At 75.7% G+C, this 20,285-nt stretch carries 19 protein-coding genes; 9 read left to right on the top strand and 10 right to left on the bottom strand.

Translation table 11 applies throughout. The features are described from left to right. Positions 1-32: 32 nt before the first annotated feature. Both ACI794_RS11820 and ACI794_RS11815 read right to left on the bottom strand, forming a co-directional pair. Positions 33-1,136 (bottom strand): ScyD/ScyE family protein, encoded by a 1,104-nt coding sequence (locus ACI794_RS11820; protein WP_456602732.1) that lies wholly within the window; start codon positions 1,134-1,136, stop codon positions 33-35. A gap of 232 nt (positions 1,137-1,368) precedes the next feature. Next, complete coding sequence (locus tag ACI794_RS11815) at positions 1,369-1,830, bottom strand: NUDIX domain-containing protein (protein ID WP_456602733.1); 462 nt, start codon at positions 1,828-1,830, stop codon at positions 1,369-1,371. A 61-nt stretch (positions 1,831-1,891) separates the two neighbouring features. Between ACI794_RS11815 and ACI794_RS11810 the strand changes: the two genes are divergently transcribed. After that, positions 1,892-5,149 (top strand): BTAD domain-containing putative transcriptional regulator, encoded by a 3,258-nt coding sequence (locus tag ACI794_RS11810; protein ID WP_456616461.1) that lies wholly within the window; start codon positions 1,892-1,894, stop codon positions 5,147-5,149. Position 5,150: 1 nt separating this feature from the next. Here ACI794_RS11810 and ACI794_RS11805 read toward each other — a convergent pair whose 3' ends face one another. Then, positions 5,151-5,837, bottom strand: coding sequence for a hemerythrin domain-containing protein (locus ACI794_RS11805; RefSeq protein ID WP_456616460.1), 687 nt, complete (start codon positions 5,835-5,837; stop codon positions 5,151-5,153). 168 nt (positions 5,838-6,005) lie between these two features. On the opposite strand from ACI794_RS11805, the gene ACI794_RS11800 reads away from it, so the two are divergent. The 4 genes from ACI794_RS11800 to ACI794_RS11785 all read left to right on the top strand — a co-directional run bounded on the left by ACI794_RS11800 (position 6,006) and on the right by ACI794_RS11785 (position 9,929). Continuing rightward, positions 6,006-6,629, top strand: a complete 624-nt coding sequence (locus ACI794_RS11800) for a hypothetical protein (protein ID WP_456616459.1) — start codon at positions 6,006-6,008, stop codon at positions 6,627-6,629. 150 nt (positions 6,630-6,779) lie between these two features. Continuing rightward, entirely contained in the window at positions 6,780-7,529 is a 750-nt protein-coding gene (locus tag ACI794_RS11795; protein WP_456616458.1) for a hemerythrin domain-containing protein, read from the top strand. A 41-nt stretch (positions 7,530-7,570) separates the two neighbouring features. Further along, entirely contained in the window at positions 7,571-8,635 is a 1,065-nt protein-coding gene (locus ACI794_RS11790) for a DUF5925 domain-containing protein (protein ID WP_456616457.1), read from the top strand. A 526-nt stretch (positions 8,636-9,161) separates the two neighbouring features. Further along, complete coding sequence (locus ACI794_RS11785; RefSeq protein ID WP_456616505.1) at positions 9,162-9,929, top strand: transglycosylase domain-containing protein; 768 nt, start codon at positions 9,162-9,164, stop codon at positions 9,927-9,929. Between the two features lie 45 nt (positions 9,930-9,974). Here the strand turns inward: ACI794_RS11785 and ACI794_RS11780 are convergent, their stop codons facing one another. Together ACI794_RS11780 and ACI794_RS11775 are read right to left on the bottom strand one after the other, a co-directional pair. After that, a complete protein-coding gene (locus ACI794_RS11780; RefSeq protein WP_456602740.1) occupies positions 9,975-10,148 on the bottom strand; it encodes a hypothetical protein in 174 nt (57 codons plus the stop codon). 152 nt (positions 10,149-10,300) lie between these two features. Further along, on the bottom strand, positions 10,301-11,956 hold the full coding sequence (locus ACI794_RS11775; RefSeq protein WP_456616456.1) for an FAD-dependent oxidoreductase: 1,656 nt from the start codon (positions 11,954-11,956) through the stop codon (positions 10,301-10,303). A gap of 150 nt (positions 11,957-12,106) precedes the next feature. Here ACI794_RS11775 and ACI794_RS11770 point away from each other — a divergent pair, with 150 nt between their 5' ends. Both ACI794_RS11770 and ACI794_RS11765 read left to right on the top strand, forming a co-directional pair. Beyond that, a complete protein-coding gene (locus tag ACI794_RS11770) occupies positions 12,107-12,751 on the top strand; it encodes a dihydrofolate reductase family protein (RefSeq protein ID WP_456616455.1) in 645 nt (214 codons plus the stop codon). Between the two features lie 34 nt (positions 12,752-12,785). Beyond that, positions 12,786-13,421, top strand: coding sequence for a hypothetical protein (locus tag ACI794_RS11765; RefSeq protein ID WP_456602743.1), 636 nt, complete (start codon positions 12,786-12,788; stop codon positions 13,419-13,421). A gap of 29 nt (positions 13,422-13,450) precedes the next feature. Here the strand turns inward: ACI794_RS11765 and ACI794_RS11760 are convergent, their stop codons facing one another. The 3 genes from ACI794_RS11760 to ACI794_RS11750 all read right to left on the bottom strand — a co-directional run bounded on the left by ACI794_RS11760 (position 13,451) and on the right by ACI794_RS11750 (position 15,330). Then, positions 13,451-14,326, bottom strand: a complete 876-nt coding sequence (locus tag ACI794_RS11760) for an NUDIX hydrolase (RefSeq protein ID WP_456616454.1) — start codon at positions 14,324-14,326, stop codon at positions 13,451-13,453. Positions 14,327-14,461: 135 nt separating this feature from the next. After that, complete coding sequence (locus ACI794_RS11755; RefSeq protein WP_456616453.1) at positions 14,462-14,764, bottom strand: hypothetical protein; 303 nt, start codon at positions 14,762-14,764, stop codon at positions 14,462-14,464. Beyond that, entirely contained in the window at positions 14,761-15,330 is a 570-nt protein-coding gene (locus ACI794_RS11750; protein WP_456616452.1) for a helix-turn-helix domain-containing protein, read from the bottom strand. The genes ACI794_RS11755 and ACI794_RS11750 overlap by 4 nt, the downstream gene beginning before the upstream one ends. Positions 15,331-15,593: 263 nt before the next feature. Here ACI794_RS11750 and ACI794_RS11745 point away from each other — a divergent pair, with 263 nt between their 5' ends. After that, positions 15,594-16,634, top strand: coding sequence for an NAD(P)-dependent alcohol dehydrogenase (locus tag ACI794_RS11745; protein ID WP_456616451.1), 1,041 nt, complete (start codon positions 15,594-15,596; stop codon positions 16,632-16,634). 17 nt (positions 16,635-16,651) lie between these two features. On the opposite strand, the gene ACI794_RS11740 is transcribed toward ACI794_RS11745, so the two are convergent. Next, positions 16,652-17,653 carry a DUF3048 domain-containing protein gene (locus ACI794_RS11740; protein WP_456616450.1) on the bottom strand — a complete coding sequence of 334 codons (1,002 nt, stop codon included), beginning with the start codon at positions 17,651-17,653 and terminating at the stop codon, positions 16,652-16,654. A 440-nt stretch (positions 17,654-18,093) separates the two neighbouring features. Between ACI794_RS11740 and ACI794_RS11735 the strand changes: the two genes are divergently transcribed. Further along, complete coding sequence (locus ACI794_RS11735) at positions 18,094-18,879, top strand: DUF6308 family protein (protein WP_456616449.1); 786 nt, start codon at positions 18,094-18,096, stop codon at positions 18,877-18,879. Between the two features lie 87 nt (positions 18,880-18,966). On the opposite strand, the gene ACI794_RS11730 is transcribed toward ACI794_RS11735, so the two are convergent. Next, positions 18,967-20,283 carry a DUF6884 domain-containing protein gene (locus tag ACI794_RS11730; RefSeq protein WP_456616448.1) on the bottom strand — a complete coding sequence of 439 codons (1,317 nt, stop codon included), beginning with the start codon at positions 20,281-20,283 and terminating at the stop codon, positions 18,967-18,969. Between the last annotated feature and the right edge of the window lie 2 nt (positions 20,284-20,285).

The raw sequence follows: 20,285 nt of genomic DNA, 5'->3' as shown, positions 1-20,285 counted from the left end.
ACCCCGACCGCCCTCGCGGTCCTACCGCCGGATCAGGGGGTCGCTGCCGTGAAGGCGCCCTGGCCGACCCGCTGGATCTCACCGGCCGAGGGCATGCCCAGGAAGCCGGCGATGCTCCACGCCGAGGCGTACAGGTGCCCGCCCTCGATCTCCAGGCCGGTCGGCATGGTGACCTGCGCGGTGGCGCGGTCGCCGTCCCGCTCGATCCGGGTCAGCTCGCCGACCGTCGACGGGTCGAGGTCCGCCGGCGGCGGGCCCTCGCCCATCGGCATGCCCTCGAGCACGTTGGACACGTAGACCGTGCCCTTGTGGTCCACGGCCACCCCGGTGACGCTGGTCAGGCCCTCGATCACGTCGACCTGGTGGCCGTGCTGGTCGAGCACGTAGACCCGCGCCGCCCCGGGCACCTCGGCGCCCAGCGTGCCGACGTAGATCTTCCCGTCCGGCCCCTCGGTGATCTCCGTGGGCACCGGGTCGCACCCGACGGTGTCCGGGTTGTTGAACGCCTCCGCGCACCCGTCGACGTCGGTGACCACCGGCGGGACGAAGAAGGTGCTGATCTCGCCGGACTTCCGGTCGATGGAGAGGACGGCGTTCGCGCCCGCGTCGGAGACGAGGATGCGGTGGGGCTGGGCGAGCACCGAGAACGGGTTGGACAGCGTCTCGAACGGCTCCTCGCCGACGAACTGCTGCTGGCCGTCCGGGTTGTTGTCCAGCTCGTACTGCAGGAGGTCCCAGGTCCGCAGGATCTCCCCACCCGGCGTGGCCTCCACGAGCTGCTGGCTGGGCAGGCCCTCACCGGCCTCCGGCGGACCGGCGAACTCGCCGATGGCGACGTAGATGAGGCCGCGCACGTAGTCCACGCCCTGGGCGTTGCCCAGGCCGGACAGGATGGTCTGGGACCGTCCTCCGCGCGGGTCGATCCAGGTCACCTCCCCCGTGTCGGACTCGGCGACGATCAGCCGGCGACCCTTGTACTCGCTCAGCTGCCGTGGTCCGTCGAGCCCTCCGACGACGGTGGTGACGTCGCCACCCGGGGCGTGCCCCTTGCCGTCGTCGGCACCGGCCGCCGTCGGTGACACGACGACCAGCGCCATGGCCGCGGCTGCACCCGCCGCCGCCTTGATGTACCGCATCTTCTCTCCCTCGATCGACACCCCCGTGGAACGCGGGGGAACCTGCCAGGGGGCTGTGCGCCGTGGGCCGGTCGTCGATCTCGCTCAGATCACGTCCGTGCGCGTCGTCACGGAGGGCGATCAGCGCAGGTGGACCTGGTGATCATTTCGGTACCCGCGGGTCCACAGGGCCAGGTCAGGAGTGGGTGAGGCGCTGTCCGGCGGGGTGGTCCGCCGTGCACGGCCCGGCCGGTCAGCCGGCCAGGTGGGCCTCCAGCCGGTCGAGGAAGGGCAACTGGGCCTGCACGATCCGCGCCCGCGCCGTGGCGAGGTCGAACCAGGCGGCCCGGTCGACCTCCGGGAACTCCTGCACGCGGCCGGACCGCGGCGGCCACTCCAGCGGGAAGGTGTTGCTCACGACGGCGTCGACGTCGAGGTCGCCCTCACCGGTCCAGACGGCGAGCAGCTTGCGGCCCTTCACCTCGCCGAGCGGGTGCAGCACCGCGGCGGGCACCGGGGAGCCGAGCTCCTCGGCGAACTCCCGGCGCGCGGCGGCCTCGCCGTCCTCCTCCGGGTCGTGCTCCCCCTTGGGGATCGACCAGGCGCCGTCGTCCTTCCGCGCCCAGAACGGCCCGCCCATGTGGCCGAGCAGCACCTCGACGCCGCCGGCGCCGCGGCGGTGGAGCAGGATCCCGGAGCTGCGGACGGGCGGCACGCGGACAGCCTGGCAGAAAGCGCGGGGCACCCGGTCGCGCGTCCGCTAGGTTCGCCCCGCCATGGCCACGACGCATCCCGACGCACCGCCCGTCGCGCTGTCGTTCCTCGGTCCGCTGCGGGCCACGGTGGCCGGCGCGCCCGCGGTGCTGGGCGGGCCGCGGCAGCGCTCGGTGCTGGCCCGGCTCGCGGTCGCCGGCGGCCACGTCGTCTCCACCGACCGGATCGTCGACGACCTCTGGGACGGCGAGCCGCCGCCGAAGGCGCTGGCCTCCCTGCAGGTGCACGTCTCGCACCTGCGCCGCGCCCTGGAGCCCACCCGCCGGACCCGCGCCGAGGCGACGGTGCTCGTCAGCCGCGCCCCCGGCTACGCGCTGCACCTGCCGCGCGAGGCGGTCGACGCCTGGCTGTTCGCCGACCTGGTCGCCCGGGCGCAGGGCGAGCCGGACGCCGCCGCCCGCCGGGAGCTCCTCGACCGGGCGCTGGCCTGCTGGCGCGGCCCGGCCTACGCGGAGGTGGCCGACACCGGCTGGGCGGCGCCCGAGGTGGCCCGGCTCGACGAGCTACGGGTCACCGCGCTGGAGGCCCGGGCCGAGGCCGACCTCGACCTGGGCCGCGCGGCCGCCGTCGTCGCGGAGCTCGACCGGTTGGTGCGCGCGCACCCCGGCCGCGAGCGGGCGGTGCGGCTGCTGGCGCTGGCGCTGTACCGCGGCGGCCGCCAGGGGGATGCGCTCGGCGTGCTCCGCCGGGCCCGGGCGCACCTCGCCGACGAGCTCGGCGTCGACCCCGGCCGGGAGCTCCGCGAGCTCGAGGCGGCCGTGCTCGACCACGACCCGGCGCTGGACGCGCCGTCGGCCGTCCCGCCCGCGCGCCCCGTGGCCCCCCGGGTGCCCGAACCCGCTCCCCCGTCGATCGGCCGCACCGCCGAGCTCGGCCGCCTGCTGGCAACGGCCGACGAGGCGCGCCACGGCGCCCGCGTGGCCTGGGTCGGCGGCGAGGCGGGCGCCGGCAAGACCACGCTGGTCGAGGCGGTCGCCGGCGCGCTGACCGCCCGCGGCTGGCGGGCGACCTGGGGCCGCTGCCCGGAGGTGGACGGCGCCCCGCCGGCCTGGGCGTGGAGCGAGGTGCTGCGCGGCCTGGGCCCCGACGCGGAGCTGCCCGGGGACGGCAACGCCTTCTGGCTCGCCCGCTCGGTCGCCGAGCGGCTGCGGACGGCGGCGCAGGAGCAGCCGCTGCTGGTGGTGCTGGACGACCTGCACCGGGCCGACGACCTCACGCTGCAGCTGCTCCGGCAGGTGGTCGACCAGCTCGCCGGCGAGCCGGTGCTCGTCGTCGGCACCTTCCGCGGCACCGAGGACGGCGAGGGGCTCCGCGCCACCCGGGCGGCGCTGGCCGCCGCGAGCAGCGCCCACCTGACGCTGCACGGCCTGGACGACGCCGGGGTGGCCGTCCTCGCCCGCGAGTTCGGGCTACCGGGCGCCGACACCGACCTGCTGAGGCTGCTGCGGGAGCGCACGGGCGGCAACCCGCTGTTCGTCCGCGAGCTGACCCGGCTGATCGTCTCGGAGGGCGCGGCCGCGGCGCGGACGGGCGTGCCGGTGGGCGTCCGGGAGGTGCTGCGCCGGCGGGTGGACCGGCTGCCCGGGCCGGCCGTGACGGCGCTGCGCCAGGCGGCGGTGCTCGGGCGCGAGACCGACGTCGACCTGCTGGCCGCGGTGACCGGGCACGACCCCGACGAGCTGCTCGACGCGCTGGAGACCGCCGTGCTCGCCGGGCTGCTCGTCGAGCCGGGGCCGGGGCAGGTGCGCTTCAGCCACGCGCTGGTGCGCGACACCCTCTACGAGGACCTGCCGCTCATGCGCCGTGCCCGCGTGCACGCCGCGGCCCTGGTCGCGCTCGAGGGGCGGGACGCCGACGCCACCACGCTGGCCCACCACGCCGTCGCCGCGGCCGGGCCCTCGACGGCGGCGGCCGCCGTGCCGTACGTGGTGGCCGCCGCGCGGGAGGCCGAGGAGCTCGGCGCGCACTCCGACGCCGCGCGGCAGTGGGCGACCGCGGTGCGCATGCACGAGCTGGCCGGGCCGCGGTCCGGCGGCGACGAGGCGCTGCTCGCGCTCCTGCTGCCCTCGATCTCCGCGCACGCGCGGGCGGGCAACGCGGTGGCGGCGCGGGAGCAGCAACGCACCGCCGTCGGCACCGCGCGGCGGCTCGGCCGCGACGACCTCGAGCTCGCCGCACTCGCCGCCTGGGACGCGCCGCTGGTCTGGACGGTCCGCGAGGACGGTCTCGAGGACCCCCGGCTGCTCGACCCGCTGCTGTCCGCGGTCGCGCGGGAGGGGCTGCCCGAGGACCTCCGGTGCCGGCTGCTGCTGGCGTTGTTCCGCGAGGTCGAGGGGCGCGACGACGCGCAGGCGCACGCGGTGAGCGCCGAGGCGGTGTCGCTGGCCCGGCGGTGCGCCGATGCGGGACTGCCCGACGCCGGGCGGCTGCTCTGCGGGGCGCTGAACGCCCGCGCCTTCGCTGCACTGGGGCCCGACCTCGCCGCCGAGCGGGAGCCGGTGGCCGAGGAGCTGCTGTCGCTCGCCGCGGCCGACGGGTCCGCGGACTTCCAGGCGGTGGCGCACTGGCTGCTGCACCTGGCCGCGGCCGCGCGCACGGACCTCGCGTCGGCTCGGCGACATGTCGACATGGCGGTCGCGCTCTCGGGGAGCGGACAGCTGGGGCACGTGCTGGGCGCGCTCGGGGCCTTTTCCGGGGCGCTGCTGGTGCTGGCCGGCCGGCTCGACGACGGGGTCGCCCGGTACGAGGCGGTCGCCGCGCGGCTGGCCGAGGCGGGCGCGGCCAACGGCGCGCTGATGGCGATGGTGGGCCGGTTCGTCGCGGGTTGGGCGCGCGGCGACGTCTCCGCCTCGGCCGGCGAGCTGCGCTGGCTGCACGGCGCGCTGCCGGGTGCGCTCACCGACGCCGTCGTCCTCGGGCTGCTGGACGTGGGCGCCGCGGAGGAGGCGCGCACCGCCTGGGCCGCGCGGCGACCGGTGCCGCGCGACTACTACTGGCTGGCGACGACGACCTTGCGCGCGCACGCGGCGGCGCGGCTCGGGGACGTCGACGCCGCGGCCGCCGCGTACGCGGAGCTGCTGCCGTGGGAGGGGCGGATCGGCGGCCTGGACTCCGGCACCCTTGTCGTCGGTCCGGTGGACGACGCCCTGGCCGCTGTCGCCGACCGCCTCGGGGACCCGGAGGCGGCGGCGCGGCACCGGGCCGGTGCGGCCGAGGTCCGGCGGCGGCTCACCGCGGAGCTCGCCGCCGTCGGCCTCTGACTCATCCCCCGAAGACCCGGCGCTCCCGGCGGCGGAACGGCGGGACGAGCAGCGCCAGCATCAGCCGGACGGCGAGACCGCCGTCGGCGAGCAGCGTCGCGCGCTCCTCGGGGGTGACGACGTCGACGACGCGCGGCACCTCGAAGGAGAGCGTCGCGCGCTTCCGGATGCGGGCCTCGACCGCGGCCCAGTCGCCGACCGACACGTGCTCCTCGATCGCCGGGAGCACGGAGGCCTCCTCGTCGGCGATGTGCTCCTCGAGGGTGTCGCGCAGCTCGGCGAGGTCGACGGCGAGCGCCGTGGCGGCGTCCTCGTCGGCCGGCCGGGCGGCGAAGGCGGCGGCGCCGGCGCGGATGCGGTCGAGCAGCGGGTCGAGGGCGGAGTGGTCGTCGCTGAGCTCGGTCAGGTCGACGTGCGAGCCGGCGGACGCGGCGAGGACCGGCCACAGGACGTCGTCCTCGACCGAGTGGTGGTGGTGCACCGAGTCGCAGTAGTCGCCGACGTACCGGGCGATGTGCGTGGCGCGCCCCCGGTCGACCGGGGTGCCGGCGGCGGCGATCTGCTGGAGCAGGTCGGTGAGGCGGCGGGCGTCACGCAGCATCGACCGGTGGGCCAGCCGCATGCCGAGGGTGTCGGGGCGCGGGTCGCCGGCGGTGCGGGGGGTGACGGGGACGGGCGGGGTGGTCATCGCGTAGCTCCTCGGGATCGGGCGGTGCGCCGACCCTGGGTGCGCGCGCTTGCCGGTGACTTGTCGCGGTGGCGACAAGTCGGCCTTCAGCGGTCGGCAAGTACGGCCGGTGAGGGTCGGGGCCGACCGGGTCGCCCGACCCGACGCACCGCGAGTCCGAGGAACGCCATGACCACCGCACCGTCCCTGCCCGCCCCCACCTCCACCCCCGTGCTGCGCGACCACCGCCCCGGCGACGCGCTGCAGGCGATGAGCCTGGTCGTCGGCGGGGCGCTGTTCGCCGTCGGCAACGCCCTGCACCCGATGACCCACGACGACGCCGCGACCGAGGCGCCGACCTGGGTGCTCGCGCACGTGCTGTTCGGCTTCGGCGCCCTGCTGATCGCCGCCTCGCTCGGCGTGCTGGTGCGCCGCTTCGCCGGCTCGCGGCTCGCCGTCATCGGCCTCGGCGTGCTGTGGCTCGGGCAGGTGCTCATCCCGGCCGGCGCGGTGCTGGAGGCGTGGGTGCGGCCGCTGTTCGACCACCACGCCTTCCACGTGATCGAGGAGGCGACGCTGCCGTTCACGATGGTCGCCGGCTTCGCCAACATGATCGGCCCGGCGCTGCTCGCGATCGCGGCGATCCGCCACCGGCTGCTGCCCCTGTGGGTGGCGCTGGCGATCCCCGGCATCACCGTCGGCGCCCTGCTCGTACCGGCGATGCCGGCCGAGGGCTGGAGCATCATCCCCGGCACGATCCTGTTCGGCCTCGGCATGGCCGCCGCCGGCTGGCTGTCCCGCGCCTCCGGCTGATCCCCGGCGCCCGGGGCTGCGTCACCGGCGTCGGTGCCTCGCGGTCCCGGGTGCCGGTCCCCCGAGGTCCGGGACACCGGTCCCTGTCGCCCGGGACGCCTCCCTCCCTAGCGTCGACCCCACTGCTCCCACCCGACCCGACGAGGTGCCATGACCACCGCGGTCCTCCCCCGCCCCGCCCCGACCGTCGCGCCGCCGGCCCTGACCCCGCCGGCCCCGCCCGCGACACCGGGCACCGCGGCCACCGCCTACCAGCGCGTGCTGCACCGGGCCGTGCTCCGCGAGCTCCGGCTGCTGGCCGAGCTCGCCTCGTGGGTGACCACCGACGACGCCGCCCGCGTCGCCGAGCTCACCGGGCACGCCGACCTCGTCGCGCGGGTGCTCCTCCAGCACCACGCCGTCGAGCGGGAGCGGCTGTGGCCCGCGCTGTTCCGCTCCCTGCCCTCCGCCGCGGAGGAGCGCGCCCGGCGGCACGTCGTCGCGTGGACCGGCCGCACCTCGCTGCTGGACAACCGGCTGCGCGACCTGACCACGGTGGCGCGGCAGTGGGCGGTGACCGGCGCCCCGCCCGCGCGGGACGCATTCCTGCGCGCCTGCCTGCGGGTCGCCGACGCCGTGGCGGGGTCGACCGCGGCGGAGGAGGCCGACCTGCTGCCGCTGCTGGCCGAGCACCTGCCGGCCGGCGAGTGGACGGCGGTGTGCCGCGCGGCGGGCACGAGCCTCTCGGGCCGCGAGCAGATGCTGGTGCTGGGCCTGCTGCTCGAGGACGCCTCGGCGATCGACCGCGCCCGCGTGCTGGCCGGCCTCTCCCCCGCCGTCCGCACCGCCTGGCGCGCGGTCGGCCGCCGCGACTTCCGCGCCGCCGTCGTCCGGCTGCGGGGCGCACCGCCCGCGCTCTGATCCGGCCCGGATCGTCGGTCCCCGGCCGTACGTTGACGGGCATGGGGAACGGGGACGGGCTGGACGCCCACTTCTGGCTGAGCTACCTCAGCGAGGTGGGCACCGGCCTGCTCGTGCGCGCCCAGTGGGAGGGCATGCGGATCGCCCGCGACGCGGAGGTCGCCGGCAGCGTCGCCGATCCGCTGGCCCTGCTGCCGGAGGGCGCGGAGGTCCGGCTCGACCAGCGCCTGGGCGACCAGCGCACGGTCGTCGCCACGTGGGGTGGGGTGCTCGCCCGGGTCGAGGGCGGCGGGCAGGTCACCTCGATCGACGTCGTCGGCCGCGACCGCGGCGAGGTCGAGGCGGCGGTGGACCACCTCGCGACCGGGGCCCGGCGCGCGGCGACCCTGCCCGAGGGCTCGGTCCGCGTGCGCTTCTGGTCGGAGCGGGACGGCGAGGGCTCGATGACGACGAGGCGGGTGGAGGCGCCCGCGTGGCCGGAGGTGACGGCCAACTACGCGGCCCGGACGGCGGGCGTGCTCGGCGAGCTGATGGCGCTGCCGTCCCCGGCGACCCGCGCCGGCCGGCTGGTGCTCTGGCACGGCGCCCCGGGCACCGGGAAGACGACGGCGGCCCGCGCGCTCGGCCGGGCGTGGTCGGGCTGGTGCCAGACCCACTACGTCATGGACCCGGAGCGGCTGTTCGACAGCCCCCAGTACCTGCTCGACGTCGCCGGGGCGAGCGATGACCGGGACGACCAGAAGTGGCGCCTGGTGATCGCCGAGGACTGCGACGAGTACCTGCGCGCGGACGCGAAGCTCCGGGCCGGGGCCTCGCTGGGCCGCCTGCTCAACCTCTGCGACGGCATCCTCGGCCACGGGCTGCGGGTGCTGGTGCTGCTCACCACGAACGAGGACGTCGGGCGGCTGCACCCGGCGATCACCCGGCCGGGCCGGTGCCTGGCCCAGGTCGAGTTCGAGGCGCTCTCGGCCGCCGAGGCGCGGCGCTGGCTGGGCAGCCGGGGCACCGCGCCGGAGGGGCCGATGACGCTGGCGGAGCTCTACGCCGTGCGGGAGGACCGGGTGCGCGACCCGGCGCACCGGGAGGAGCCGGGCGGCTACCTCTGAACCGGGTTCACACCGGATGCACAGGATGCGTCCAGGCCGGTCGCATGCGGCGCCGTCATCGTCGCGCGGTGGGTGTCGGCTAGCTCTCGCGTCGGCGGTTTTCCCGCCCGGCCGCCGTACCATCGACTCTCGACGCCGACCTGAGGAGCACCGCCTCGTGGCCTCCGTCCCGCCGGACCCCCGCTCGACCCGCTGGCTCCGCCGTCGCCCCACCGAGCCGCTGCCGCAGGTGGAGCCGCCGCCCCGGCCGCGGTTCGACCGCCCTCCCCCCGCGGGCAACGACTGGTACTCCGGCCCCCCGCCGGCCGCCGGGCCGCCGCCGCCCCGCCACTGGCGCGGTGAGGCACCTCCGGGGCCGTACCCCTCGGCCCCGCCCGGCGGCGCCTATCCGCCGCCGCGGCCGAGGGGCCCGTTCCCGCCACCCCCGCCGGCCCCGGCCCCGGCTCCGGAGCGCGGTCGCCGCCGTCGGCTGCGGGGGCCGCGTCGTCGTCGCGGCCTGGCGGGCCGTGTCGTCCGCGTGCTGGCGATGCTCGCCGTCGTCCAGGCCCTGGTGGTGCTGTCGCTGCGCTGGGTGGACCCGCCGACGACGGCGTTCATGGCGGCCAACCCCGAGGGCGCGATCCAGCAGTCGGTGCCGGTCGAGCACGTGTCGCGGAACTTCCTCGCCGCGGTGATCGCGCACGAGGACGCGCAGCTCCCCTACCGCGACGGCGCTTTCGAGTGGGACGCGCTGTGGGAGCGGGCGACGGCGCACCTGGCCGGCGCGGAGGACCCGTCGGGGTCGACGATCCCGCAGCAGGTGGCGAAGAACCTCTTCCTCAACCAGGAGCTCAGCGCCTGGCGCAAGGGGCTGGAGGCGGCGCTGTCGGCCGAGCTGGCGGCGTTCGTCGACGACCGCCGGATGCTCGAGCTCTACGTCAACTACGCGCAGTTCGGGCCGACGGTCTACGGCGTCTGCGCGGCCGGCTGGTACTACTTCGACTCCCCGCCCGCGGAGCTCTCCGCCGCGGAGGCCGTGCAGCTGGTCGGGCTGCTGCCCTCGCCGGGGCACGTCCAGCGGGCCCCCGGCGGCGGCATGGACTTCGAGGTGGCCGACGGCATGGGTTGGCTGTCCCGCTCGCACGTGATCAACGCCCAGAACCGGGTGCCGGCGCACCTGGACCGGCTGGGTTTCACCCCGGTCGAGGACGCCGGCGTCACGGGGCTGGCCTCGGACCAGGAACCGTCGGCGGACGACTGCACCACTCCCCCGCAGGAGGTCACCGACCTGATCGCCGCGGAGGGCACCGCCTGAGATCACGCGCCGGGGCCCACCCGCGGGTGGGCCCCGGCGTCGGGGTCAGCGGCTGCCGGCGTCCTTGCCCTGCTGGGCGTTGGGGACGACGGGGCGCGGCCGCTGCAGGCCGGCGTCGAACCGCTGGGTGACCTCGAGCTCGGCCGTGTCCGGAGCGGCGTGCCGCCCCAGCTGAGGCATCGTGAACTCGGCCGTCTCATCGAGCAGGTGCTTGCCCACACCATGTCCTTCCGTGGAGGGTTTCGCCCAGCCTACGAGCGGGATCCGACGGTTCCCGGGACCTTCGCGAAAGGTGCAGGTCGGCTGTGACCAGTGGGGCGATCGGTGTGTCGCGGCTCGGCGGCGCACCCGCCTGACCGCGTGCGGCGACCTCACACGGCGAGCAGGCGGTGCACGTACTGGATCGCGATCCCGCCCTCGCCGACGGCCGAGGCCACCCGCTTGACCGACCCGTGCCGGACGTCGCCGGCCGCGAGCACGCCGGGGATGCAGGTCTCCAGCGGCAGGGGGCGGCGGCCGAGCGCGTCGGTCCCGGCGTCGCTCAGCTCGGACCCGGTGACCACGAACCCCGCGGGGTCGCGCTCGAGGCTCGCCGGGAGCCACTCGGTGTGCGGCTGGGCGCCGATCATGAGGAAGAGCGCGTACGCGGGCACCTTCTCCTCCGCGCCGGTCGCCCGGTCGCGCAGGACGAGGTGGTCCAGCCAGCCGTCACCGCCGCCGTCGACGACCTCGGTGCCGGTGCGGACCTCGATGTTCGGGGTCTCCTGGACCTGGTGCACGAGGTAGTGGGACATGCCCGCCTCGAGCGAGGCCGCGCGGACGACCAGGGTGACGCGGTCGGCGTAGCCGGCGAGGTGGATCGCGGCCTGCCCGGCGGAGTTCGCGCCCCCGACGATGAAGATGTCCCTGCCCGCGACGAGCGGCGCCTCGGAGGCGGCGGCGCCGTAGAAGACGCCGGCGCCATGCAGCGCCTCGAGGGAGCGGACGTCGAGACGCCGGTAGCTGGCGCCGCACGCCAGGACGACGGCCCCGCCGACGACCACGCCACCGGTGTCGAGCCGGACCACGACGCCGTCGCTCTCCGGGGACAGCTCGGTGACCCGCTGCATGAAGGCGAAGCGCGCACCGAACACCCAGGCCTGCTGGTACGCCCGGCGGGCGAGGTCGGCGCCGGTGACGCCGCGCGGGAAGCCGAGGTAGTTGCGGATCGACGAGCTCGACGTGGCCTGGCCACCGATGCTGCCCGAGTCGATGACCACCGTGCGCAGGCCCTCCGAGGCGCCGTAGACGCCGGCGGAGAGACCCGCGGGCCCGCAGCCGATGATCACCAGGTCGTAGCGCTCCCCGGTGGGCTCGATGAGGGTGCCGGCGGACCGGGCGATCTCGACGTCGCTCGGGTCCTCCATCACGTGCCCGTCGGGCATCACGAGCAGCGGGAGCCGCCGCTGGTCGGCGTCGCCGAGGATCGCGCGGGCCTCGTCGGACCCGGCCAGGCAGAAGCGGTGCGGCATGGCGCAGCGGCCGAGCACCTCGCGGAGCTCGTGGGACCGCCCCGACCAGCTCTCCCCCACCACCTCGATGGTGTGCGGGACGCGGCGGCGCGCCTCGGCCCAGGCCAGCAGGAAGGTCGAGATCGCCTGGTGGAACTGCTCGTCGGGGGGCGGCGCCGGCCGTACGACGTAGTGGTCGATCCGGCCACCGGCGATCGCCTCGAAGATCGCGTCGCCCGTCTCCGCCACCCCGACGCTCGCCCACTCGACGAGCAGGGCGCGCTGGGCGTGCCGGAAGAGAGCGGGGACCTCGCCCAGGAGCTCCGTGCCCGGCGTGCCCGCGAGGTCGTCGGCCGCGAGCACGAGGGCGACGTCCTCGCCGTCGGCGGCGAGCTGCTCCAGGGTGGCGAGCGCCTCGCCCGGGCTGGGCAGGCAGCAGATCCGGTAGTCGGCCTCGTACCGGGTGCGCAGCTCCCGCTGGACGGCGGAGAGCCGGGCGGGTTCGTCGTCGACCGCGACGATCAGCGGCACGGACATGGGAGCTCCGATGCGTCCGACGGCCCCCGCTGCCGTGACGGTAGGCGTGCGCCGCCCGGCGGACCAGGGTCCGGTGCGCGGGTCGCCCGAGGAGATGAGTTCGGCTCCGCGCCACGGTCTGCACCGCATCGACGACCGAGGAGGAGCGACGTGGCGCAGCTGCTGAGAGTGCAGAACTTCACCGTCTCCAGCGACGGGTTCGGGGCCGGTGAGGGCCAGAGCCTGGAGCGGCCGTTCGGCCACGCCGATCCCATGGACCTCATGGCCTGGGCCGTCGCGACGGCGAGCTTCCCGCACCGCGCCGAGCCCGGCGGCAGCCGCGGCCTCGACGACTACTTCGTCCGCGACTTCGCGCACGGGGTCGGCGCCGAGATCATGGGCCGCAACAAGTTCGGCCCCCAGCGCGGGCCGTGGCAGGACCACGAGTGGCAGGGCTGGTGGGGGCCCGAGCCGCCGTTCCACACGCCCGTGTTCGTGATGACCCACCACCCGCGGCCGTCGTTCACGCTGTCGGACACCACGTTCCACTTCGTCGACGGCGAGCCGGCCGAGGTGCTGGAGAAGGCCCGCGCGGCGGCCGGCGGCCTGGACGTCCGGCTCGGTGGCGGGGCCGGCGTCGTCCGGCAGTTCCTGGAGGCCGACCTGGTCGACACCCTGCACGTGGCGGTGGCGCCGGTGGAGCTCGGCGCCGGGTCGCGGCTGTGGGAGTCGCCCGACGAGCTGCTCGACCGCTTCCACCGCGACGTCGTCCCGAGCCCGAGCGGCGTGACCCACCACCTCTTCTGGCGGAGGTGACGCGCTGCGGGTCCGCCCGTGGTAGCCCATGCGGGTGGACACGCGCACCCTGCTGCTGGGCGACTGGACGCCGGTGATCCGGGACGGCATCGACGTCCTGCGGCTGGTGATCCTGGGCGGGGCCGTGGCCTACGCGGCGGCCGGCGACTGGGGTGCGGCCGGGCTGCTGTTCTTCTTCGGCGGCATCACCGTCGTCGCGCGGCTGGTGAACCTGCCCCGGCTCTACGACCTGTCGTTCACCCTGGCGATGGCGCTGCAGGGGTTCGGCGAGGTGCTGGGCCTGTACGACCAGTGGGTGCGGTTCGACGACCTGGTGCACTTCACGCTGCCGATGCTCACCGCGCCGGTCGTCTACATCGCACTCGCCCGGGTCGAGGTGGTGCCGGACCCGCGCGACGAGACGCACCTGCCGCACTACGTGGGGATCGCCGTCGTCACCGCGGCGCTGGGCATCTCGCTGGGTGCGCTGTGGGAGGTCTACGAGTGGCGCTCCGACGCGTGGCTGGGCACGGACCTGTCGGTGGACAACGACGACACGAACGGCGACCTGGTGCGCGACAGCCTCGGGTCGCTGGTCGGAGCCGCGCTGCTGGTGGCGTGGGCGCGGTTCGGCTGGGGGTCGGTGCGGCGGATCCCCGGGGTGAACACCCACGAGGACGTCGACGCCTGACGGTGCGCGGACCTGTCGTGCCGACCGGTTCAGCTGATGGCGGTCGGGTCGATGTCGTGCCCCCCGAGCGGCTCGACCAGCCGGGCGAGCCGGGCCGGACCGTCGTCCTCGTCGTACACGTAGTCCAGGCGGCCGTCGGTGAGCACCGGTCGGCTCATGATCGGCCGGATGCGGCGCGGCTCGGCCATCGCGGAGGCCACGTCCGGATGGGCGGTGAGGTCGCGCACGGTCGACGCGGTCGCGTTCATCATCGTCAGCGACCCGTCGCGGAAACGCCGGAAGGCCTCGGTGACCGGCAGCCAGGTGACCCGGTCGGCCTCGCCGCCGACGTCGCGGGTGCGCTGACCGGCCGGGAGCGCGGCGAGGAAGAACCGCGTGTCGAACCGGCGGGCCGACCACTCCGGGGTGATCCAGTGGGCCCAGGGGCGGAGCAGGTCGGCGCGCAGCAGCAGGGACCGCGCGGCCAGGAAGTCGCTGAGCGCCAGCGCGCCGTCGATGAGCGCCAGCCGGTCTCGCTCCCAGTCGTCACCGGTCGTGTCGGTGACCGGGGTGCCGTCCCGGTGGGCGGCGAGCAGGACGCCGGACTCCTCGAACGTCTCGCGGACCGCCGCCGCGACCAGCGCGGTCGCCAGACCGGCGTCACAGGAGAAGGCCGCCGCCCACTCGGCGGGCGGTGGCCCCGCCCAGTGCTCGGCGGCCTCACGGTCACGGGGGTCGACCGAGCCACCTGGGTAGACGTGCATGCCCGGAGCGAAGGCCATCGTCGGACGGCGCCGGAGCAGGTACACCTCCGGGCCGGCCGCCCCGTCCCGGAGCAGGACCACGCTGGCGGCGTCGCGGGCGGCGACGACGTCGGTCTCCCCGCGCAGGTAGCGCCCGACGAGCTCTCTCCGGTCGTCGGTCATGGCCGTCATGCTCGCACCGGGTGGTCCGGGACCGCCCGCTGCCCAGGGACCAGGCGCGTGCTGTCCGGGATGAGGTCAGCCCAGAAGCAGGCGCCAGGTGGCGTAGCCGTCGTCGGCCGCCTCGCCGAGCCGCCGTCACTCGGCGGCGGCCGGGTCGCCGAGCACCTCGTCGAGCCGCTGCAGCCGCTTGCGGTCACTGCCGGCGAAGCGGTCCCGCTCGGCGAGCGGATCGGCGAGGACGTCGACGTCCTGGCTGGCCCGCGTCGCCACCCGCCCGGCGAGCAGGCCGTGCAGCATCACCATCTGGCCCCCGACCAGCACCCACCCGGTGGGCGGCAGCTGCTCGGCGAGATCGAGGACGAGGTCCCAGAGGGTGTCCAGCGGGCCGGCCAGCGGCGGCAGCTCGACCCACGGCTCCGGTCGCCCGGCCCCGGTCACCGGGGCAGGTCGCCCAGGGCGGCGGCGAGCAGGTCGAGGCCGGCCCGCCGGGTGCGCACGTCGGGCGACTCGGCGAGGTCGACGGCGACGACCGCGGCCGGCATGTGCGTGCGGCCGGGAAGGTCCACCTCGTACCGGGGCACGCGCACGACCAGATTGGCCTCGCCGCGCTCGGACAGACCCAGGTCGCGGCGCAGCCCGGCCAGCGTGCTCTCGGCGCAGTACACCTCGGCCGCCGCGTCGGGAGCGACGATGTCGGCGCCGACGGCGGCGGCCGCGGTCAGGCCGGAGGGGACGACGCAGTCGGTGGCGAGCAGCCGCTGCCGGTAGGCGGGCAGCACCCGCAGCTCGTGCCGCTCCGCGCGGTCGCGGGCGGCGGCGACCAGGCGCTCGGCGTCGTAGCCGCGCAGCCGGGCGAGCAGGCGCGCGCGGCCCTCCACCGCGTCCTCGTCGAGCACGAGCGTGCGCCCGATCCGGCGAGCGGCCAGCTTGCCGGCGCGGATGAGCCGGCGGACCTGCTCCGGCTCGACGCCGAGACGCTCGGCGGCCCGGTCGACGGTGAGCATGCCGATTCCCCTCATCGGCACGAACAGATGTTTTGCACGACCTAATGCGCCGACGTGCGGGGCGCGCGCGAGGGACGACGGGTTCGCCATGCGGGAGCCGGCGCAGCACGGATCGCCGCCGCGACGAGCACGTCGTCCACAGGTCCCGCCGGCGGGAGCTGCCAGGGATCTCCGTCCCGTCCGCGGGACCTGACGGTCTGCCGCCCGCCGCGCCGAGGCCCTAGCGTCCGAGTGGACGTCGTCCAGGCCACGGAGGAGAAGGCATGCGCGCGGTGCAGTACCGGACTATCGGCGGCGAGCCCGAAGTGGTCGAGCTCCCGACGCCGGAACCGGGTCCGGGGCAGGTCCGGCTGCGCGTCACCGCCGCGGGGCTGTGCCACTCGGACGCGTTCGTGATGAGCCTGCCGGCCGAGCAGTTCGTCTACGGGCTGCCGCTGACGCTCGGGCACGAGGGCGCCGGCGTGGTCGACGCCCTCGGCGAGGGTGCGACCGGCGTCGAGGTGGGCGAGCCGGTGGCCGTCTACGGGGCGTGGGGGTGCGGGCTCTGCCACGCCTGCGCGCGCGGCGCGGAGAACTACTGCCCGCGGGCGGCCGAGCTCGGGATCCAGCCGCCGGGGCTGGGCTCCCCCGGCGCGCTGGCCGAGTACATGATCGTCGACGACGTCCGGCACCTGGTCCCGCTGGGCGACCTCGACCCGGTGGCCGCGGTGTCGCTCACCGATGCCGGGCTGACGCCGTACCACGCGATCGTCTCGTCGCTGGGTGCGCTGCCCGCCGGGAGCACCGCGGTGGTGATCGGGGCGGGCGGGCTCGGGCACGTGGGCATCCAGATCCTGCGGGCGATCACCGGCGCCACCGTGGTCGCGCTGGACATCAGCGATCAGAAGCTCGAGCTGGCCCGCGAGGTGGGCGCGCACCACGTGCTGAAGTCCGACGCTTCCGCCGTCGAGGAGATCCGCGCACTGACCCGCGGGGTCGGCGCACAGGTGGTGTTCGACATGGTGGGGGCGCCGCCGACGCTGGAGATCGCGCGGAAGTCGGTCGCGTTGGACGGCGTGATCCAGATCGTCGGGATCGGCGGCGGGCTGCTGCCGACCGGCTTCTTCTCGACGCCGATGGGTGCGTCGGTGCGGGCGCCGTACTGGGGAACGCGCTCGGAGCTGATCGAGGTGCTCGACCTGGCCCGGGCAGGAGCGATCAACGTGGAGGTGGAGCGGTACACGCTCGACCAGGCGCCTTCCGCCTATCGGAAGCTGCGCGAGGGCACGATCCGCGGTCGCGCCGTCGTCGTCCCCGGGGAGTGACCTTTCCGGCTGCCCGGTCAGCCGGTGGTGACCGCGCCGGAGTGGGGGACCAGCTCGACCCAGGTGGTCCCCGGCGCGAGGGTCACGGGGTCGCCGTCGACGTCGGTGAGCTCCACCCGGTTCCCGACGCCCGACTTGGTCCAGGTTGCCTCGGCGGTGTGCCCACCGGAGGCGACGAGGGCATGCCCGCTGCCGGTCAGGACCGTCTCCGGCACGGGGTTGCCGGCGGGGTCGCGGGCCTCGGTCTGGACGACGTCGACGCGCAGGACGACGACGTTCGCGGCACCGATCCGCGCGCCGTCCGCCTGCATCGCCGGGGTGCTCCCCTCGGCGCGGAGCCAGCGACCGTCGGTAGCGGTCCAGGTCCAGCGCGGAGTGCTGATGCCCGACATCCGAAGGTCCAGCGTGGTGGTCGGCTGGCCTGCGGCGACGGCGGTGGGCTGCTCCCCCGGTGCGGCGTGGTCGAACTGGGCCTCGGGTGCGGTGCGGTGGTCGGCGTCGGCCTGGTCGAGGAGGGTCTGCGGCGTCGCGTGGACGTTGTGCGGTGCTGAGCGGGCCGTCGTCCGGAAGAAGCCGTCGGCCCCGGAGTCCTGGCGGAGCACCTGCAGCCCGGCAGCTTCGGCGGCGGAGATGTAGTCCGGCACGCCGCCGGAGAAAGCGAGGAGACCGCCGAGCGGTGCGGCGATCGCGGCGTCCATCGGCCGGATCGACCGCACGGGACCGATCTCGGGCGGCAGCGTGGAGTGGTAGACGGCGACGAACCGGGTGATGCCGCCCTCGACGACCTGCTCCCACACCATGTCGGCGGCGTTGAGACCGGTCTGCGGGCGGGCGGCGGCGGAGTTCTCGATCTTCACGGCGAGCGCCGGGCGGTCCGGGACCGTGCCGGCCGGGACGCCGGTCAGCGGCCAGGTGGGCCCGGACGGCGACGTACCGGCGAGCACCGAGTCGAGGAACGGCAGGGCGGCAACATGCGGCTTGACCGTGGGCCACACGACGACGCCGGCGACCACCAGCACCGCGAGCAGGACGAGACGACCGCGGCGGGGCCCGGAGCGGCGACGTCCTCGCGCTGCCTTCTTCTTCGCCGGCGTCGATCGCTGACCGGCGCCCTTCCTGGGCCGGCAAGGCTTCGGCGACCCGCGGCCGGTCGTCGGCCGGGCGCGGGGCCGCGGTGCGGTGGTCCTGGGCAACAGGCAGCTTCCTGACTCGGCGACGTCGTGCCTGTTCTTCATCGGCACGGTCGGCCGGACCTACGACCTCGTTCAGGGCAGTTGCAACGGCAGCAGTTGGGTGGGCGGCTCGGCGAGCGAGACAGGGCCCTTCGGCTCACTGGACGGTGATCGTCCGCATGGCGGAAGCGGGCGGACAGGCCAGCGCGCGGCTCGCGGTGTTGTCGCTGCTCGCCGCTAGCGTGCCCCCGGGGCCGTTGCGGACGGCCCGCGAACGGGGGAGACACATGGAGATGTCCTTCCGGCTGTCGAGCGTGGCCGCGGAGCCGATCGAGTGGCGCGAGGCGCTGGCCGCCGTCCTGGGGTACGCGCGAGCCCAGCGCGACCTCCGGATCGCCTGGACGCCCAGCCACCCGGAAGGGATCACCGTCAGCGTGCGGGCTTACGCCTACCGGGTCTACGACTGCGTGCCGCCATCGGACGACGACGAGTTCGCGTGGCTGGATGTCCTCGTGGTGGACGGCATCAACGGGAAGATGGACCAGAACGCGATCACGGCGTTGAGGCACGCTGCCGACCGGGCATGGCCGCACGTCCGGACGGCGATCCAGCGTGCAGGAGGCCGGTCGTTCTGGGACCTCGACGAGGTCGAGGTCGGGCGCACTCCCCCGCCGGGGACCACGGGGGCGGCGCTGACCGACGCCTGGCGCGAGTGCGCGGCGACCACGGGGATCAAGACGGCCCTCACGCACAAGCTGCTGCACCACAAGCGGCCGGAGCTGTTCCCGCTCATCGACAACGTGACCGCCCCGCGCCTGCGGGAGCACACCGACGACGACGTCAGCCTCTGGGGCGTCGTCCACCGGGAGCTCACGGCGAACAGGGAGCAGTTCGACGCCCTCGAGAGAGCTTTCGCCCGGCTGGCGGACGGCGCGGAGGACGTCGCCCTGACCCGGCTGCGACTGCACGACATCCTGCTGTGGCTCCAGGCGAGCGGGAATTGGGGGCACGCCGTCACCGCCGGCAAGGCCACTCCCGAGTGGGCCCGATGGCAGGACGGAAGCGCCGCCTGAGCGTTGCACTGGCCGTGCCCGGCGTACATCCGGAGCGGGGCGGCGCAGTGCGCACAGCCGTGACCGCGCGTTGCCCGGGGCTCGTGCCTAACGCTCCCTGATCGCCGAGCGAAGAGCGCTCAACGCCTTTCGCAGCGGCGTCCGTGGGACGTCACGCAGGTTGAGCGGGGCGTCGGTGACCTCCAGGAGGCGCGCCTCGCCCGCCGTCACCTGGTCCGCGGGCAGCGGTAGCGTCGCCACGCGCAGGTGCGCGTGCATCCAGTCCGTGAGGTCGTCCTCGGCGATCGGCTGGTCACCGGACCGGGACAGGCAGGCGGCCAGCGTCAGGCGGAACGTCGAGAAGTTGCGGTTGCCGCCCAGGTGCATGGTGGCCACCCGGCCCCAGAGCGTGTTGGTCGAGCTGACGCCGTTCGGACGGATACCGCCCGCCCGGCCGGCGTAGACCAGCCCGGGTGAGACGTGGTGCCCGAGCCCGGCGGTGCCGTCCTCGGCGCCCTGCGCGTCGGCCCACCAGCTGTAGAGCCCCGGCTGGTCGGACGCCGCCCGGCCGGCGGCGAGGAACTCGCCCGGAGGCACGGCGTTGCCCTCGTCCAGCAGCCAGGCCACGTCCGGGATGTCGGGAGCCGCGGGCGCGGGCTCGTCGGGGTGCCCGGTCCGGCCGCCGTACCAGGCCAGTCGCTCCCCCTGCCGCAGCCCGGCCAGCGGCTGGACCAGCATTGCGCCTGCCCGGGCGAGCGGACCGACGAGGGGCTCGCAGTAGGCGCTGCCCGCGTGCGCCTCCACGGTCAGGCCGCGGAGGTCGTGCCGTTCACCGAGCTGTGCCACCACCCACTTCGCCCAGGCGCTGCGGTACCGGGCGGACTGCTTCGGCAGGTAGACGTCGTAGGGCGCGACGACCTCCTCGGGGTGGAGGAGGCCGAACTTGGCGCTGAGGACGTACCAGGGTCGGCCGGACCGGACGGCGAGATCCCGTGCTTTCCGGAAGGCGGCCCCGGTGAAGAGCTCGGCCGCGGGCGCCGAGCCGGTCGCCTTGGAGCCGGAGCAGCCGACGAGGACGACCTCGGCACCCGGATCGGCGGTCGCGGAGCCCCCGGTGCGCTGTCCCGGCTGCGCGCGTGGCGGGGCCGGTGTCGGCGTCGTCGGATCGGCCTCGGAAGGCGACGAGCCGCCCTTCCACGAACTGGTCGGGAAGCCGAGCCGGCCGAGGACGTCCAGCGCCCGGTGGGACGTGAACGCCGACCGTTCCGAGCCGGTTGCCAGAGCGAGGACCTGCTTCGGCGGCCAGCGCGTTCCGTCGACGTCGACCCAGTGCGTGCGCAGGTCGTCAGGAGCGGCGTCGCGCAGCGCCGCCCGGACGGCCTCCGCGTCCAGCGAATACGGGACACCCTCGAGCACGAACTCCACGG

The organism is Blastococcus sp. SYSU DS0541, from assembly GCF_054050875.1.
The sequence above is the reverse complement of the archived record's forward strand: the minus strand, read 5'-3'. Positions and strand labels throughout refer to the sequence as shown.